Annotated in this window: 10 protein-coding genes and 5 tRNA genes; 14 read left to right on the top strand and 1 reads right to left on the bottom strand. The window is 51.2% G+C overall.

Annotated features, from left to right (window positions below; translation table 11 throughout):
• The first annotated feature begins 38 nt into the window (after window positions 1-38).
• The 10 genes from ACNRUY_RS02420 to ACNRUY_RS02375 all read left to right on the top strand — a co-directional run bounded on the left by ACNRUY_RS02420 (window position 39) and on the right by ACNRUY_RS02375 (window position 9,498).
• Complete coding sequence (locus ACNRUY_RS02420; protein ID WP_488110043.1) at window positions 39-575, top strand: tRNA-uridine aminocarboxypropyltransferase; 537 nt, start codon at window positions 39-41, stop codon at window positions 573-575.
• Between the two features lie 102 nt (window positions 576-677).
• Complete coding sequence (gene alaS, locus ACNRUY_RS02415) at window positions 678-3,299, top strand: alanine--tRNA ligase (protein WP_488110042.1); 2,622 nt, start codon at window positions 678-680, stop codon at window positions 3,297-3,299.
• Window positions 3,300-3,576: 277 nt separating this feature from the next.
• Entirely contained in the window at window positions 3,577-4,818 is a 1,242-nt protein-coding gene (locus ACNRUY_RS02410; RefSeq protein ID WP_488110041.1) for an aspartate kinase, read from the top strand.
• Window positions 4,819-5,189: 371 nt separating this feature from the next.
• Window positions 5,190-5,396 carry a carbon storage regulator CsrA gene (csrA, locus tag ACNRUY_RS02405; protein WP_488110040.1) on the top strand — a complete coding sequence of 69 codons (207 nt, stop codon included), beginning with the start codon at window positions 5,190-5,192 and terminating at the stop codon, window positions 5,394-5,396.
• A gap of 579 nt (window positions 5,397-5,975) precedes the next feature.
• A tRNA-Ser gene (locus ACNRUY_RS02400) sits at window positions 5,976-6,068 on the top strand.
• 14 nt (window positions 6,069-6,082) lie between these two features.
• Window positions 6,083-6,159, top strand: a tRNA-Arg gene (locus ACNRUY_RS02395).
• 598 nt (window positions 6,160-6,757) lie between these two features.
• Window positions 6,758-6,834 (top strand) — tRNA-Arg (locus ACNRUY_RS02390).
• Between the two features lie 62 nt (window positions 6,835-6,896).
• A tRNA-Arg gene (locus ACNRUY_RS02385) sits at window positions 6,897-6,973 on the top strand.
• A 9-nt stretch (window positions 6,974-6,982) separates the two neighbouring features.
• Window positions 6,983-7,075: transfer RNA gene (locus ACNRUY_RS02380), tRNA-Ser, on the top strand.
• 560 nt (window positions 7,076-7,635) lie between these two features.
• Window positions 7,636-9,498, top strand: coding sequence for a hypothetical protein (locus ACNRUY_RS02375; protein ID WP_488110039.1), 1,863 nt, complete (start codon window positions 7,636-7,638; stop codon window positions 9,496-9,498).
• 40 nt (window positions 9,499-9,538) lie between these two features.
• Here ACNRUY_RS02375 and ACNRUY_RS02370 read toward each other — a convergent pair whose 3' ends face one another.
• Complete coding sequence (locus ACNRUY_RS02370) at window positions 9,539-10,717, bottom strand: XylR family transcriptional regulator (RefSeq protein WP_488110038.1); 1,179 nt, start codon at window positions 10,715-10,717, stop codon at window positions 9,539-9,541.
• Window positions 10,718-11,035: 318 nt separating this feature from the next.
• Here ACNRUY_RS02370 and xylB point away from each other — a divergent pair, with 318 nt between their 5' ends.
• From xylB to ACNRUY_RS02350, 4 genes are all read left to right on the top strand, one after another.
• Entirely contained in the window at window positions 11,036-12,505 is a 1,470-nt protein-coding gene (xylB, locus tag ACNRUY_RS02365; RefSeq protein ID WP_488110037.1) for a xylulokinase, read from the top strand.
• A 10-nt stretch (window positions 12,506-12,515) separates the two neighbouring features.
• Complete coding sequence (gene xylA, locus ACNRUY_RS02360; protein ID WP_488110036.1) at window positions 12,516-13,859, top strand: xylose isomerase; 1,344 nt, start codon at window positions 12,516-12,518, stop codon at window positions 13,857-13,859.
• 169 nt (window positions 13,860-14,028) lie between these two features.
• Window positions 14,029-16,461 carry a glycoside hydrolase family 3 N-terminal domain-containing protein gene (locus ACNRUY_RS02355; RefSeq protein ID WP_488110035.1) on the top strand — a complete coding sequence of 811 codons (2,433 nt, stop codon included), beginning with the start codon at window positions 14,029-14,031 and terminating at the stop codon, window positions 16,459-16,461.
• Window positions 16,462-16,526: 65 nt separating this feature from the next.
• The gene (locus ACNRUY_RS02350; RefSeq protein WP_488110034.1) at window positions 16,527-17,867 is read left to right on the top strand and encodes a glycoside-pentoside-hexuronide (GPH):cation symporter; all 1,341 of its coding nucleotides are present in this window, start codon (window positions 16,527-16,529) and stop codon (window positions 17,865-17,867) included.
• Window positions 17,868-18,384: the final 517 nt, after the last annotated feature.

Raw genomic sequence — 18,384 nt, 5'->3', positions numbered from 1 at the left:
GTGCTGATGTTTGTTGAATCTACTGCTATTGAGCTGTTATGCCCTCCACCCCCCTTTTTTGTCTGATCACCCATCCGAACGAACTCAGGAAAGAAACCAACACCGGTGTTCTGGTGCAAGAGGCTTTTTCGGATGCGATTGTTGTGGAGTGGCACCGGAATCAGCCCTCCTCAGTTCTTCTGGAACTGCTGGCCTCTCCTGAATATCTGTTCCAGCTGCTGATGCCAGAGCAGTACGCCATTTATCAGCAGTTACCTCCATCTCGACCTCAGACCGGGGAGCCCAAAAGAGGGTTCATCATTCTTGACGGCACCTGGCAGCAGGCCCGGAAAATGTATCGTCAGAGCCCTTATCTGCACGAGTTGCCCCTTTATTCTCTGTCGGATTGCCAACCTTCGAATTACACCCTGCGGCGGAATCAGAAACCCGGTCACCTCTGTACTGCCGAGGTGGTAGCAGAAATTTTAAGGCTGGAAGGGGATCAGGAGGCGTCTTGCCAGTTACATGGTTCGGTGGCGGACTTCTGCGACCATTTTCGGCGAAAGCGGGTTTTGCCGGAGCAGGAAGTCCAGTGAGCCTGATTCTTTCAGGAATCGCTTACAGAGATACCCATATTGCCCTTGGATTCTATATAATGGCGCTTTTGCTGTTAGACCCTCCTTCAATGGATGACCTGTATGAAAAGTTCTGAGATTCGATCTGCTTTCCTTGATTACTTTAAGGAACAGGGGCATGAGGTGGTGCCCAGCAGTTCGCTGGTGCCCCATGATGACCCGACGCTGCTGTTTACCAATGCCGGGATGAACCAGTTCAAGGACACTTTTCTGGGACGGGAGTCGCGGGATTACAGCCGTGCCACTACATCCCAGAAGTGCGTCAGGGCAGGGGGAAAGCACAATGATCTCGACAATGTAGGTTACACCGCCCGTCACCATACTTTTTTTGAAATGCTGGGTAATTTCAGTTTTGGGGATTATTTCAAGCAGGAGGCCATTCATTTTGCCTGGAATTTTCTGACCAGAACGCTTGGTATTCCCACAAACCGGCTTTGTGTGACGGTGTATGAATCCGATGAAGAAGCCTATGGCATCTGGCTGAACGAAGTTGGGGTGCCTGCCGAGGATATTATCCGCATCGGTGACAACAAGGGGGCTCCCTATGCCTCCGATAACTTCTGGCAGATGGGGGACACAGGGCCCTGTGGTCCCTGTACTGAAATTTTCTTCGATCATGGCGATCATATCTGGGGTGGTCGGCCCGGCACTCCGGAAGAGGATGGCGACCGGTTTATTGAGATCTGGAACATCGTGTTCATGCAGTACAACCGGCAGTCCAATGGCGACATGCTTCCCCTGCCCAAGCCCTCTGTGGATACCGGAATGGGGCTGGAGCGGATTGCGGCGGTGATGCAGAAGGTTCACAGCAACTATGAGATTGATCTGTTCCAGGAGTTGCTTAAGGATGCATCGGATATTCTGGGTGGTGTAGCCACTACCGAGGCTTCTCTGAGGGTGATCGCAGACCATATCCGCTCTTGCAGTTTTCTGATCAGCGACGGTGTCATGCCTTCCAATGAAGGGCGAGGCTACACCCTTCGTCGTATTATTCGCAGAGCCTGCCGTCACGGCCACAAGCTGGGGGCACAGACCACCTTCTTTCATAAGCTGGTGTCGTCTATGGTGCGGCTTATGGGGGATGCTTACCCTGAGCTGGTTGCCAATCAGTCTCAGATTGAGCGCATCCTGCTCCAGGAAGAGGAGCAGTTTACCCGCACTCTGGATAAAGGCATGAAGCTGCTTGAAGAGAAAATTGCCGGCCTTGAAGGGCAGGTGATTCCCGGTGAAACGGTCTTTACGCTTTATGATACCTATGGCTTTCCGGTGGATCTGACGGAAGACATTGCCCGGGAGCGGCAGCTGAAGGTGGATACCGACGGTTTTGAAAGTGCTCTTGAGGCTCAGCGCGAGAGAGCAAGGGCTTCCAGCAAGTTTGGTGTTGATTACAATGAGCAGCTGGTTCTGGAAGGTTCAACAGAGTTTACCGGCTATCAGGATGTTCAGGGCCAGGCAAAGGTCGTGTCGCTGTTTGTAGAAGGTCAGCCGGTTGATTTCATCAGCGAGGGGCAGAAGGCTACCGTCGTATTGGATCAGACACCCTTCTATGCCGAGTCCGGTGGTCAGGTGGGCGATACCGGCGAGCTGACATTCGCAAACGGTACTCTCAATGTTCTTGATACCCAGAAGCAGGGGGATAATCATCTGCATCGGGTTGAAGTGGTTTCTGGCAAGCTGAGACCCGGTGAAACCGTTAACTCCTCAGTAGACGCTGACAAGCGTCAGGCCACCTCCCTGAATCACTCCGCAACCCACTTGCTGCATGCTGCTCTGAGAAAACTACTGGGCGGGCATGTCACCCAGAAAGGCTCCCTGGTGAATCCCGAGCGGCTGCGGTTTGACTTCTCTCATCTTGAGGCGGTCAAGCCGGCCGAGCTTCAGGAAGTGGAACGTCTGGTGAATGAGCAGATCCGTGCCAATACACCGGTTCAGACAGAGCTGATGAGTATGGAGGCCGCCAAAGAAAAAGGGGCTATGGCTCTGTTTGGCGAGAAGTACTCCGATGAAGTCCGGGTGCTGTCCATGGGGAGCGATAACTTTTCTGTAGAGCTCTGCGGTGGTATTCATGCGGGCCGGACCGGCGACATTGGCTCATTTCGTATTGTTGCTGAGTCGGGCATTGCTGCCGGTGTGCGTCGGATTGAGGCGGTAACCGGTGCTGGAGCCGATGCTTTTGTCCAGGGGCGTTTCGATGAGTTGAATACGGCCTGTGGCCATTTAAAGGCAAAACCGGAACAGTTGGCTGCCAAGCTCCAGGCCCTGGTTGCACAGAATAAAGACCTGGAAAAAGAACTTCAGCAGATGAAGCAGAAGCTGGCCAGCGCGGGCAGTGCCGATCTGGTATCCCGGGCGGTTGAAGTCAAAGGGGTGAAACTTCTGGCTGCGGAGCTTGAGGGGGTTGATCCCAAGTCCCTGCGGGATATGGTGGATCAGTTGAAGAACAAACTGGGTACCGGTGTTGTTTTCCTGGCGACCCAGGCGGGAGGTAAGGTACCTCTGGCGGCAGGGGTTACCAAAGACCTCACCGCCAGGGTCAAGGCCGGAGATCTTCTGAAAAGCGTGGCTGAACAGCTGGGAGGAAAAGGCGGTGGCCGCCCGGACTTCGCTCAGGGTGGCGGTTCAAAGCCTGAAAAACTGCCAGAAGCCCTGAAATCCATTGAAGTCTGGCTGGGTGATCAACTGTAAACGTTTCGACACTCCATCGTTGTAATGGGTTAACGGATGTGTAAAAACGGGCTCCAGAGCCCGTTTTTATTTTCTGCAGGCATGCAATCAATGCCCTATTCATGCTACATTCTGGCCTCGGCTTAATCACAGAGAGATGGCGGTTCTCACACTGACCGGCCTGTTCTGGCGCAGATGTTGTAGGCCCTGGGATTGAAAGGGACTTTTGTGGACAGAAGGAGGCCAATGTGAGCAACGGCTCTCATGGCTCACAGCTGTATGAAGTAGAACGAATAAAATGGCGCTGATAGTACAGAAATTTGGCGGCACCTCAGTGGGAACACCGGAGCGAATACAGGGTGTTGCCGACAAAGTGAAGGGGTTTCGCGAACAGGGGCACGATGTGGTGGTAGTGGTTTCTGCCATGAGTGGAGAAACCAACCGCCTGGTTGAACTGGCCCACACCATGCAGGATCAGCCTACGCCCAGGGAGATGGATGTAATTCTCTCTACCGGGGAGCAGGTGACCATCGGCTTGCTCAGTATGGCCCTGAACGAGCGCGGCTGTCCGGCCAGCTCTTATACCGGCAGTCAGGTGGCCATTATCACCGACGATGCCCACACCAAAGCCCGAATCAAAAAGATTGATACAGACCGGATTCATAAGGATCTGGAGCTTGGCCGTGTCGTGGTGGTAGCCGGCTTTCAGGGCAAGGATGAAAATGGCAATATCACCACGCTTGGGCGGGGGGGCTCTGATACCACAGCAGTGGCCCTGGCTGCAGCCCTCAAGGCGGATGAGTGCCAGATATACACCGATGTAGACGGCGTATATACCACCGACCCCAGAGTGGTTGAGGGAGCCCGCCGTCTGGATAAAGTCACCTTTGAGGAAATGCTGGAAATGGCCAGCCTCGGCTCAAAGGTTCTGCAGATCCGGGCTGTGGAATTTGCCGGAAAATATAATGTTAATTTACGAGTTCTGCATACCTTCCAGGATGGCCCTGGAACACTGATTACTCTGGATGAGGGTAGCGCCATGGAATCACCGGTTGTCTCCGGCATCGCATTCAATAGAGACGAAGCAAAACTGACCATCAAGGGCGTGCCGGATATTCCTGGGGTCGCATCCAGAATTCTGGGGCCGGTCAGTCGCGCCAATATTGAAGTGGATATGATCGTCCAGAACGTGGCTGATGACCGTACTACCGACTTCACATTTACGGTCCATCGCAATGACTATGAGCGGGCCAGGGTGGTTGTTGAAGAGATTGTGCAGGAGCTGGGGGCAAGGGAGCACGATGGTGATATGAAGATTGCCAAGGTGTCCATTGTCGGGGTTGGAATGCGCTCCCATGCCGGCGTGGCCACCAAGATGTTTGAGGCCCTGGCGGCAGAAGGGATCAACATCCAGATCATTTCCACCTCCGAAATCAAAGTGTCCGTGATTATTGCTGAAAAGTACCTGGAGCTGGCGGTAAGGGCCCTGCATTCTGCTTTCGAGCTGGACAGGGAACCTATGGCGGACGGTGAGGTCTAAATTTTCAATGCGATCCTGCGCCGGGCTGGAAATACCCTTTTGGGTTTATGGTCCGGCGTAGATTTCAGAGCAGTTTCACCATAAATGACGCTATTTCCGGCAGGTAAAAATACGAATGGAAATATTGAGTTTGGTGACTAGACTTGGTTTGCTGAATAATTCTTAAGCATGAACGGTTAACCTGGCATATACTTCTGTGCCTGAGCTGAGTACACAGCAGTTTAAGGACGGAACACGGTCTGTCCCGCTACTGGCAGAGATATGGTGTTCATCCTGTTTTCAGGAAGCGCCATGAAGCACTTAACCATTACATCCGCGTGCTCAGAATTGACGGTTGTTGACTTAACAGAGATGTAAATAAGGAGATTGTAATGCTGATTCTGACTCGCCGCGTAGGAGAGACCCTGATGGTAGGGGACGAGGTCACTGTCACTGTTCTGGGCGTGAAAGGTAATCAGGTTCGTATTGGCGTGAATGCCCCAAAAGAAGTGGCGGTTCACCGCGAGGAAATTTACCAGCGCATCCAAAAAGAAAAAGAGCACGGTGTGGAGCCTTCCTCTCTGACGGAATCCTATTAAGCTGAATGCCCCTTTTTTCTGGTTGTTACTGGGAGCTTTTGCAGTAATTACACTGGGGAATAGTTGAGCGTTCTTAGTAAAAACAGTCGATGAAATGCCTGGCTTATCTGCCGGGCATTTTTGTTTCTGCCAGCAGTAAGTGATGATTGTTTGTGGGAATGAGTTTGGTATCTGTGAGCATCTTGAGGTCTGTCGTTATTGGGGTGTTTTTTCTCATACAAGGTGGCTGCCGGACTTATGCGCTTGAGCATAAAATTCAGTAGAGCCAGTCACTGTCTTGGTTCAAACGGCTTCGATGGATTTGTGCAAATACCCACAGGACCCAAAGGGTCTAAAGGCACAAGTACCCACAGGACCCAAAGGCATATATAGCCGGTCTATTTAATCGAACTCATCGGAACAGTCCTAAACCGCTTATGGCTGCGGGCGTTCTATCTGGGTTTCAGCCCTGAATTGCCTTCAGTCCGGCAGGCTCCCAGGGCTTTCATTGCGATGAAACAGACTCAGTCTGCTGGCTTGGCAGGCCGGGAAAAAAAGCTTGCAATCCCTAAGCGGCAGGGTAATATAGCCAGCGTTCCCGGTGAGGTGGCCGAGAGGCTGAAGGCGCTCCCCTGCTAAGGGAGTATACGGTTTGTAGCCGTATCGAGGGTTCGAATCCCTCCCTCACCGCCATTTCCTGAAAATACGCGCTCGTAGCTCAGCTGGATAGAGTACCTGGCTACGAACCAGGCGGTCGGAGGTTCGAATCCTCCCGAGCGCGCCATTTTCCATTCGTGTAATATTTCTCTTTTTTAATTCTCTCTGGCTAACAAGCTCTTTTCTGTCCTTTTTTTGGTGCTGGATTGTTCATTTGAGCTTGATGGCAGCTGCTCTTGTTTTCAGAGAATGTCAGCCTATGTGTTGATGTCTGTTTTCGTTTTCCGGATTGCTATTGTTTGCCTTGTCTTTTCGCTCTCAATGGGAAACGTTAACTGAACCCTTCTGTCTAAATCCGCTTTTTTTGTCTTCCTTAAGGCCCATCTTGGGGGCAAGTCCCCGTTTCCTGTCAGTCGAGCCAACAGACGAAAGCATTGTCGTCTGCCTGTTGTCGTTTTCCTCTCGATGTCATGAAGCGTCTTCCTTTATCCTGATCTGTGTTCCATAACGAAAATAGCTGCTCATTTTTTGTCTGCAGAGCTTGCCTCAGTAGCTGGTTTTTATGCGTTTATCCCATTTCTGTTGTGTTCTTGCTGTTTAAGCTGGGGAGGGGCTGGGTAGGTTTATCGCACCTCCATAGACGACTATTGTGATGGGCGAGTGAGTAAAAACCGAATTTGACTCATCCCCCTGAAATCTCTATAGTTCACCTCCGTTGACGCAGGGCGCTCGTAGCTCAGCTGGATAGAGTACCTGGCTACGAACCAGGCGGTCGGAGGTTCGAATCCTCCCGAGCGCGCCAAGTCAATAACCGGTTGACGAATCATTCTGATTTGAATACCTTTTGCAAGTCTTTTCATTTACGCGCTCGTAGCTCAGCTGGATAGAGTACCTGGCTACGAACCAGGCGGTCGGAGGTTCGAATCCTCCCGAGCGCGCCATTTTGAGACGGTGAGGTGGCCGAGAGGCTGAAGGCGCTCCCCTGCTAAGGGAGTATACGGTTTGTAGCCGTATCGAGGGTTCGAATCCCTCCCTCACCGCCATAATCCCTTTCATGGTCCCTTATTTCTGGGATTAAATTTGAACTGCCTCCTGATTTCTGGGCTTTCTAGCAAAGACTCCATTTGATTCAAAGAATATAACGCACTCTTTAATTGAACCTCTTTGAATTTCCCGCACTTCATGATCATGATTGATAGCAATGGTCCTGAACGGTCTGCTGAGATATAAGGTAGTAGAGTGAATTCGAGTTAAACGACTGCTGCCAGTTGATGGTTTGGTTCTATTGATTGCGTGAAAGCATTGTCAGTTTTCTCTTGTTGAATAATATTTCAGAAAGCCCTCGCAAAATAATATTTTTGTTGTCGTCTGATGGTATCTATTTATTTAGTGATACGACTGGTAGCAAAAGTTTCACACAGCTCCTTATCTTTGAATTTCAGTTTCAGTGAAAAGCATGATTTTTCATCAAACAGTAGAAATTGTGAGAAAGAGTAGAAGCTTGTCTTGTATCAATACCTGCCTTAAATATTGCTATACCCTTTCTGCTGCCTACAACTTTTGATTGCTACAGCTGCAAACCTAAGTCTTATAGGGGGGAATTATGGCTTGTACGGTTAAAAATGCTGTTCGAATTTTATCTTCTTTTATCATTGTTGCTTCTTTGGCCGGTTGCAGTGATGATGAAAATAATGAAACTGTTCAAGATGAAGACAGGCTGGGAATAACCCATCTATCAAAAGAAGGGGATATCATTCCTGGTTCTGTTTTGAAAGCAGTGTCTTCCTGCCTGGGTTGTGATCAGGAAAGAACCACTTACACGTGGGTTGTTGATAGAAATAATAACAATCAATTTGGTGATACTAAAAGAATTGATCATTTGAGCACCGGTGATCACCTTGTGCAAAGTGATTATTATGTCGTACAGGATCAGGACTTTGGGAAAAAAATCAAGTTAATTGCCACAGCTTATTCCGGTTCGAACGTAATCAGTGAAGAGTACGTTGTTTTTCAGCGAACTTCGGTTGTTGATGTTATTCCAAGTTTTTCTTCTATAGCCGCCTTGAAAAACGATGGCAGTGTGGTTGCCTGGGGAAATCCAGATTTTGGGGGTGATACCGGTTCAGGCAGTAGTGGTGACCTTAGCTCAGGTGTCGTGAAGGTAGTGGCTAACGACTCTTCTTATGCTGCGCTTAAAAGGGATGGAAGTGTGGTTGCCTGGGGACCCCGCAGTTTTGGTGGAAATGTGAATGTAGGCAGTGGTGGGGATCTGGCCAGTGGAGTAGTGGATGTCGTACCGGCCATGTCTGGCGCTTATGCTGCTTTAAAAGAGGATGGCAGTGTAGTGGCATGGGGGAATAACTCTTTTGGCGGAGATATCTTTGTAGGAAGTGGAGGGGATCTCACCTTTGGCGTTCAAAAGATTACAACTAATAACAGTTCTTTTGCAGCTATAAAAAAGGATGGCAGTGTGGTGGCATGGGGGAACAGTATATATGGCGGTGATATTCATGCTGGCAGCAGTGGTGACCTGTCATCTGGCGTTACAAATACTTTTGGTAATGTATATACCTATGCCGCGCTCAAGCAAGATGGAAGTGTTGTAGCTTGGGGTCACCCTTCCTTTGGAGGTGATATTAATGTGGGCAGTGGAGGGGATTTAAACTCCGGAGTGGTGGATGTCACACCTGCGAAATATGCTTTTGCTGCCCTCAAGAATAATGGAAGTGTTGTGGCGTGGGGTTTTCCTGATTATGGAGGGGATACTAACATTGGCAGTGGTGGTGATTTGAGTGGGGGAGTTGAGCAAATGGTTGCTTCCAACCTGGCCTTTGCGGCCTTGAAAAACGATGGCAGTGTCGTGGCTTGGGGGTTCAGATCCAGTGGTGGAGATACTTCCCTGGGCAGCGGGGGAGATCTCGGCTCTGGCGTGACCAGAATTGTATCCAGCTCAAAGGCTTTTGCCGCTTTAAAGCAGGATGGCAGTGTTGTGGCCTGGGGCGACTGGCAGTCAGGAGGAGATGCGGACGACAGAACCGGTGGTGACCTGGATGCAGGTGTTGTTGAGATTGTTGCTAATGAAAATGCCTTTGCAGCCCTGAAAGAGGATGGCAGTGTTGTTGCGTGGGGCCCGGAAGAGTCCGGCGGTAATATTTATCAGAGTGGTTCATCATTAAGTTCTGGTATCGTCAAAATATTTGCAACGGATGGTGCCTTTTCTGCGTTACGTGAAGACGGTGTGGTTTTTGCGTGGGGGGCAGAGGATAGAGGGGGTAAAATTGATAACAATGGCCTTTCTGGAACAGTGGCAGGCGTGAAAGAGGTGTTTGCTTCCAATTCGGTGTTTGTTGCATTAAAGCAGGACGGTCATGTGGCGACCTGGGGCAGACCCACGAGTGGTGGTGACAGCAGTGCAGCGGAAAAAGCATTACTGCCTGTTGAAGAGATTATTGAAAGCAGTTTGTAAATAATATTGGAATGAGAGAAAACGAGCCCTCTGATGGTTGTCAGTGGGTTCGTATATACCTTTCTTCTTGGGATGGATAACCGGTTCTATACTGCTTTGGCGTCATACCGATTTCTTTTTTAAAAAGTGCGTAGAGGTATTGAACAGAAGGGTAGCCGCACAGGGCTGCTACTGAGGCAATGGGCTTATCCGTTATAGATAGTAGCTCCTGTGCCCTTTCCAGCTGAGCGTTGGCGATGTATTTATGGAGAGAGCAGCCGGTTTCCTTCTTGAAGCGTGCTTCAAGGTTGTTTCTGGATAAACCGGATTGGAAAACCAGTTCGGTTGCATGGATGCCTTCATGGAGCCTCCGTCGTATCAGGCCAACAGCGTCTCTGACATAGTGATCCCTGAAATGGCTGTATTGAGTCGACTCCCGTTGTACCAGTTTTTCCGGCTGCACCAGCGTAAGTTCTGCGACCGGGTTGCCACTCAACTGCCGGGCAAGATTATCAGCTGCCCTGAAGCCGAGTTGGTAGCAGTTCTGACGGATTGAGGACAGCGATGGAGAGCAAAGACTGTTCGCCAGGTCATCGTCGTCCACACCCAGTATTGATACCTGCTCAGGGATATTCAGCTTAAGGTGTCGGCAAGCCTCAATCAGTTGAATGGCTCTGGCATCGGTTACCACCATGATTCCTATGGGTTTTGGGAGTCCTGCCACCCAGTCACAGAGATGGTTTAAATGGGCATGGGTCGCTTTGGCAGAGTAACCATTGAATGGATAGCAGGCACTGCCTGTTTTCCTGACCATTGAAGTAAACGCTTTCAGTCGTTCAAGGGCCCAGCGATTGTCTCCGGAGGGGGGCATGCCATACACCGCAAAATGCCGGAAGCCCAGAGCCTGAAAATGTTCCAGCGCCATGCTGGCAATTCCCTGGTTATCAGTGGCAACGTAGCTACAGTCCGGATATTCGTCTTTATTGAGGTACGAGCCACCAATTCCAGTGACAGGTTTATTCTGGCAAGACAGCGTACGCTCAACATCAGGGTCGTCATAATCAGCAATATAAGCATCGCACTGTTGTAAAAAATCAGGATCAAGCCGACAGCGATAGTCTTCTTCAATTAATAGCTGCCAATTGGCCTGTTGCTGGTTTCGCCATGATGCAATGCCACCCATCACCCTTCGGTCATAAACTTTGTTACCGTTAAACAGAACCCCGATGCAGTGTTGCATACTGATTCCTCCCCTTCACAAAAAGCACTTCGACACTATAAAAAAATAATGAGACGAGTATTGAGCCATCTCAGCGATTGCCTTCTGGTAAGGGTGCTCATTCTGTTTTTTTGACCTGAATCATTTATTGCCCGGGTTGTAAAAAAAACATAATTCATTGTTTGTTTTTCATAATTGTTTCCGGCTATAGGGCTCTTTACCCTGTGACTTCCAATATTTGATGTCTTTGCCAATTCCAAAGTGATCGCCATTGCTATTGATCAAAAGGCGATTAAAGCCTGTTCAGCTGGCATGGCAAAAATCAGTCAGGAGTAATGTATGTTCCTTGGTATAGACTTGGGAACCTCCGGAGTGAAGGTTATTTTGCTGGATGAAAATGACCAGATACAAGCCCAGGTTTCCGTTCCTCTCTCCCTTTCCAGGCCCAGGCCAAACTGGTCGGAACAGGAGCCTGACAGCTGGTTTAATGCCGCTTTTACAGCCATCGGTGAACTGGGAAAAACAGAGGATCTATCGGTTGTAAAAGCCATCGGACTGTCTGGTCAAATGCACGGTGCGACTTTATTGGATAAGGGGCTGAAGCCATTGCGACCGGCCATTCTCTGGAATGATACTCGCAGCTTCCATGAGTGCCAGGAACTTGAGGCAGCAAACCCCGCTTTTCTTTCCCTGGGGGGGAACCGGGTAATGCCCGGGTTTACCGCGCCAAAATTGAGATGGGTTGAAAGACATGAGCCGACGGTTTTCAAAAAAATCCATAAAGTCCTGTTACCCAAGGATTACCTGAATCTTCAGCTTACCGGTGAAATTGTTTCCGACCGCTCTGACAGTGCCGGTACGCTCTGGCTGGATATTGCCAGACGGGACTGGTCAGACTCCTTGCTGGACAGTTGTCACCTAAGTCGCGAGCAGATGCCGGCCCTGTTTGAGGGCTGCGAGGTCAGCGGTTACCTTCGCAGTGACCTGTCAAGGCGCTGGGGTATGGGGCGGATTCCGGTTGTGGCCGGTGCTGGAGATAATGCCGCCGGAGCCATTGGCGTGGGTGTCACGACGCCTGGGCAGGCGATGCTTTCTCTGGGTACGTCCGGTGTCATTTTTGTGGTAACCGATGGTTTCCATTCCTGCCCCGAACAAGGGGTCCACAGTTTCTGTCATGCCTTGCCGGATACCTGGCACCTGATGTCTGTAATGCTCAGTGCTGCCTGTTGCCTTGACTGGCTGGCCCGCCTGACCGGTGCCCGGTCGGTGGGTGCATTGTTACAGGAGGCAGAGCATCAGGGGCGGTTCAGTGAGCAATTGGTGTTTTTGCCGTATCTGTCGGGTGAACGCACTCCCCACAATAACTCTGATGCCCGTGGTGTGTTTTTCGGTATGGATCATGACACACGCCGCCCGGATCTGACACGGGCTGTGTTGGAAGGGGTATCCATGGGGCTCAAAGATGGTTACCAGGCTTTGCAGAGCGCTGGCGCAAGGATGGATCAGATCACTTTGATTGGAGGGGGGGCTCAAAGCCCGCTCTGGCGGCAGATGCTGGCTGATATTCTTCAGATGCCCCTGCATTATCGAGCCGGCAGCGAAGTAGGACCGGCTTTGGGGGCTGCCCGTCTGGCCCGGCTTGGCTTACAACGGGATTACTCACCGGCTTCAGTGGCTGATTTCTGTCCGGTACCCGAGTTGACACAAACTCATCAGCCGAACCCTCTGTTAGCCGATCAATACCACAGCAAACATCGACAATTCCAGCGTATTTATCAATCACTGATCGACGATTTCGGTGCCCATTAAGGAGAGTGTGATGAGCCAGGCAATCCATAAAGAACTGTTTTCAGGCATTGACAAGGTTTGCTTTAAGGGGAGTCAAGCGGGTGATGAGCGTTTAGATACCCTGTGCTACCACTTTTACGACAAAGATCGGGTGATCCTGGGCAAGACCATGGCCGAGCACCTGAGACTGGCGGTGTGTTACTGGCATAATTTCTGCTGGCAGGGAAACGATGTTTTTGGCGATCCGTCTTTTCGCCGACTGTGGAACCAACCGGAGCCAATGGTAGCTGCACGCCTTAAAGCGGACGCCGCTTTTGAGCTGGCCGGTAAGCTGGATGTTCCCTTCTACTGCTTCCATGATACCGATGTAGCACCTGCCAGCGATTCTCTTAAAACCTTTACGGATGGCTTCAAGGCCATGACGGATTATCTGGGGGATAAGCAGGAAAAAACCGGAATCCGGCTATTGTGGGGAACGGCTAACTGTTTTGGCCATCGTCGCTATATGTCGGGAGCCGCTTCCAGTCCGAACCCGGAAGTATTTGCCTGTGCAGCTACCCAGGTGGCCCATGCCATGGAGGCCACACATCGCCTCGGAGGGGAAAACTATGTGCTATGGGGAGGCCGTGAAGGTTACGAAACGCTACTGAACACAGACCTGCGCCAGGAGCGGGAACAGCTTGGCCGATTTATGCAGATGGTGGTGGAGCACAAGCACAAAATCGGGTTCAGGGGCACTTTGCTGATCGAACCCAAACCCCAGGAGCCCACCAAGCATCAATACGATCATGACGTTGCCACTGTTCATAGTTTTCTACAGCAGTTTGGCCTGGAGCATGAAGTGAAGGTCAATATTGAAGTGAATCATGCGACGTTGGCCGGACATACTTTCCAGCATGAAATTGCCACTGCAGCATCACTGGGTATTCTCGGCAGCATTGATGCCAACCGGGGGGATCTGTTGTTGGGCTGGGATACCGATCAGTTTCCAAACAGTGTGGAAGAGATGACCCTGGCCATATACGAAGTAATCAAGGCTGGAGGGCTGACCACGGGTGGGTTTAATTTTGACGCCAAGCTGCGGCGACAGAGTATTGATAGCAAAGATCTGTTTCATGGGCATGTGGGGGGGATCGACACCCTGGCGCTGGCTTTGATAAAGGCTGCCCGGTTGCTGGAACAGGAAGTTCTGCTGCAGGCCGTGGCTGAACGTTATCAGGGCTGGAGCACGCCCTCTGGAGAAGCCATTCTCCGGGGTGAACAGTCCCTGGATAGCCTCCGTAACCAGGTGTTGAAACAGGATCTTCAACCTGAGCCGGTATCCGGGCAGCAGGAGCACCTGGAAAACATGGTTAACCGCTACATTTTCAGCTGACACGACGGAGGTCAGCGGCATTGTTGTAATGCCATGGTTTTGGCATCCACGGTGGCTGTTTATCACAGTCGCCCATCACAGTCTGATCATTAGTTGAGTTTCGTTTGCACCGCTAGACCAGGATTGCAAAAGGGTTGTCATCCTGGAAAAGCAATGGGGGGAATGAATAATGACCGATATAACCAATGAAATACCCTATAAAAACCCGGAACTGTCCATCTCTGAGCGCGTCACTGACTTGCTGGGGCGGATGACCATTGAAGAAAAAATGGCCCAGATGCACGCCTACTGGCTGTTTTATGATGAAGACGGTGAACTGGCCACCAAGCCCGTGGCCATGCTGGAAGCACCGGACCCAAATGAACTCAGGAAGAAAATGAAGTACGGCATGGGGCAGATAACCCGTCCCCTGGGCAGTCAGGCTGTTGCTCCTGAAATCAGCGTCAAGCGGCTGAACAAATTGCAGAAGTTTCTGGTTGAAGAAACCCGGCTCGGTATTCCGGCGATGTCCCATGAAGAGTGCCTGGTGGGTATGATGGCCAGGGGAGCCACTCTGTTTCCTTCCTCTTTGAGTTACGGAAGCACCTGGAATCCGGAACTGATTGAGCGGGCGGCCCGGGCCATACGGGTTGAAATGAAAAGTATCGGGGCACAACAGGGGCTGGCTCCCGTTCTGGATGTTTCCAGAGACGTTCGCTGGGGCCGAACAGAAGAAACCATGGGGGAAGACCCCTATCTTGTTGGTCTTATGGGTACCCGCTATGTTCGTGGCCTGCAGGGCAAAAATCGTGATCTGCTGGCGACCCTGAAGCACTTTGTCGGTCACTCCGCCAGCGAAGGGGCCCGCAATCATGCTCCGGTTAATCTGGGTTACCGGGAGCTGAACGACACTTTTATGCTGCCTTTTGAGATGGTGGTCAAACAGGCTGACCCTGGTTCAGTGATGCCGGCTTATCATGATATTGATGGTGAGCCCTGTCATGGTTCGGATTTCCTGCTTACAGAAGTGTTACGCAAGCAGTGGGGTTTTAATGGCCTGGTTGTGGCGGATTATGGCGGTATTGATATGTTGTCCGGTCATCACCGGGTCGCCGGAGATATTGCCGGCTCTGCCGCCATGGCATTTAATGCCGGCCTTGATATTGAACTGCCTATGGGGGTTTCTGCAGAACACTTGCCCGCAGCACTCGAAAGGCGAAGCATCAGTGAAACCCGGATTAACGAAATTGTTGCCAGTGTTCTGACTGAAAAATTCAGGTTGGGGTTGTTTGAAAACCCCTATGTGGATGAAAAAGGCATTTGTTTCCAGTCTGAAGAAGCCCAAACCACCGCTAAAGAGATCGCGCTGCAGTCTGCAGTGCTTCTGAAAAACGACGGCACTCTGCCAGTGGACCCGGGCCATGGGCAGAATATTGCCGTAATAGGCCCCACTGCGGCAGACCCGATGGCTTTGCTGTGCGGTTACAGTTTTCCGGCCCATGTGGTGATGTTTGATGGGAACCGCCCGGAATCCGTTGATAACGTTAAGACACCGCTGTCGTCCATAACGAAACTGTATGGCGAGGAACGCACTTCATACGCCAGAGGTTGTGACATTCTGCCCAAAAGAACTTCTGAGGCTCCGGTCTTCCCGGGACAAGCTGAAGTAGAGCCAATGCGTGAGTCTCCTGTCAGTCAGGATATCTCACAGATTCCAGAGGCGGTTGCCGCTGCTGAAAAAGCGGATATCGCCCTGGTTTGTGTGGGGGACCTGGCAGGGTTGTTCCAGACAGGAACCGTAGGGGAAGGCAGTGATACTGATTCCCTGCAGCTGCCCGGAGTTCAACAACAGCTGGTGGAAGCGGTCATTGACTCAGGTACCCCCACTGTCGTGTTAATGACCTGCGGCCGGCCATACACTTTAAGTGACAAAATCAGAGAGCAGGCGGCTGCCATTCTGATGAGTTTTGCCCCCGGGCAGGAAGGGGGGGAAGCCCTGGCTGAGTTGATTGCCGGAATCCGCAGCCCTTCCGGGCGACTGACCGTATCCATTCCCGGCAGTGCAGGCGCTGTGCCATTTTACTACAACCATAAGTTCAAAAGTTGTGGCACTCCCATTGCCCGGCATTTTGGCAGCTGGTATCCCTTCGGTTATGGCCTGACCTACACCCGTTTTGAATATTCCAATCTCTCTTTTGATTCTGCCAATATTGATATTAAGACAGGAGACGTTTTATTCAGCTGTGAGGTGACCAATACAGGAACCCGGTCCGGTACTGAAGTGGTCCAGGTGTATTTTCGTGATCTTTATGCCTCGGTTGTACGCCCGGTAAAAGAACTCAAAGCTTTCAAGCGGGTATCGCTGGAGCCGGGAGAACAGGCTCTGGTGACCTTCAGGGTTCCTGTGGATATGCTGAATTTTACCAGCCTCAAGGGCAAAAGGGTGGTAGAAGGCGGCGAATTCCGGGTTATGGTCGGAGCCTCAAGTAATGACATTCAACTGGAAGGAATCGTCACCATAAACGGTACATGCCGTAAATTGGAAAAACACTGGCGTATGGAAAGCGAGGCCAAAGTCGAACACGTTGAGCGCAAGGTTTCAACGGTTTCGGAGTCTGTTTAAAACCATTCCGGGCAACCCTTCCGGGTTGCCTTTTTTTCTGTTTTAACTGAAGGGGGAAGCCCGCCGTGAGTACGATTACTGTGCGGGAAAAAGTGGCATTTGCCATGGGGGATTCTGCCAGCAATATTGTTTTCCAGTCTGTTACCCTGTTGCTGGCTTTCTTTTACACCGATATTTTTGGCATTTCCGCGGCGGCAGTGGCCACGCTGTTTTTGGTGGTGCGTGTCATTGATGCCGTCACGGATCCGCTTATGGGGGCAATTGCCGATCGAACGCAAACCCGATGGGGACGTTATCGCCCTTACTTACTCTGGCTTGCCGTGCCCTATGGCATTATTACTGCGCTGGCATTTACCACACCGGACTGGGGGGACAGTGCCAAACTGGTTTACGCCTATATCACCTACTCATTAATGATGGTTCTGTACACGGCCATCAATATTCCCTATTGCGCCCTGGGGGGTGTCATTTCCAGAGAGCCGGAAGATCGGATGAGCCTGAGTGCGTACCGCTTTGTTTTTGTCTCCCTTACGGGGTTGGCGGTTGCTTCGCTGGTGCTCCCCATGACCGAAGCCTTTGGGGCGGATAACCGGGCCAAAGGGTATCAGATGGCCATGGCGGTTATGAGCCTGCTTGCCGTCCTGCTTTTTTTCCTGTGTTTTGCCTTTACCCGCGAGCGGGTAAAACCCGTGGCATCCAGCACCCATAACTTCCGAAAGGAACTCAAGGCCTTGTTCCTGACCAATGACCAGTGGCGTGTCATTGCCGGTCTTAATTTTCTGTTCCTGATCACCAGTGTGATGCGTTCGACGGTGAACCTGTACTACACCTCCTATTATATGGAGCGGCCGGATCTGGGAGCTACCGTGTTGTCACTGTTTATGATGGGCAGCGTTGCCGGAGGGATTCTGGCCCGGGTACTGACCCGGTCTTTCTGCAAGCTGGCCATATTCCGGTTACTGATTCTGTGCTCGGCTGGGCTTTTATTCATTCAGTATTTTGTACCGCCAACGGCGGTCGGTCTGATCATGGTCCTGTTGTTTCTTCTGGGGATAACCAATATGGCGGCGGCCACCATCCTCTGGGCCATGAATGCGGATGTGGTGGATTACGGAGAGTTGAAAACAGGGCGTCGGACTGATGGCCTCACGTTTTCTGCCACTCTGTTTGCCCTCAAGCTGGGAGTGGCTGTAGGAGGAGCCATGGCCACCTGGCTGTTGTCTCAGTATGGATACGAAGCCAATGCCGTACAGACGGAAGAAGCCATTTCCGGCATTGTGATGTTGAACACCCTTTTTCCGGCCATCGGTTATCTGGTGGTCTTTGGCTGGATGATTCAGTACCGGCTGCATAGCGAGAAGGTGAGGGAGATTAATAGCGAATTGGATGGAGCAGGTGCTTATTGAACCCGGCTCTGCAAAGTGGACAGAGATTGTGCACCCTTTTCACAGGGTGCACTCTGGTCGTGCGTTAATGGTGGATTACTAGGGGCTGTTGATGTTTTGTCGTGTGCTCAGCCAAAGCCAGCGTTTTCGTGCCAAGGCGCAGTAGCGCAGGAATACCGTCGTCTTTCAAGCTGCTGCAACGATGGTACGGAAGCGCTGGCTTTGGCCCTTCGGGTGGTTCGTAAAGCGGCCTTCCGGCTGTGTTGAACTGGCTTGACGTAGAATGCGCGCTGCGCCAGTCCGCCTTGCGTTAGGCCGCTTTACTAACCACTGAGCTCACGCTAAAACATCAACAGCCCCTAATCAAAGAGCCGGGCATTTACTGTTATTGCGAATGGCACACCCTTTGCTGTACGTAGATTTGTAAAAGAAGGTTGTTTTTTGCTGCTCCTGTCCTGGTTTGATCTTCAACAGGATGAGAGAGGAAAACAGCCATCGTTTATCGATCAGAATTCGGGGGAAGTGCATTCTGATTGGT

It is taken from the genome of Endozoicomonas sp. Z74 (assembly GCF_057680865.1).
The sequence above is the reverse complement of the archived record's forward strand: the minus strand, read 5'-3'. Positions and strand labels throughout refer to the sequence as shown.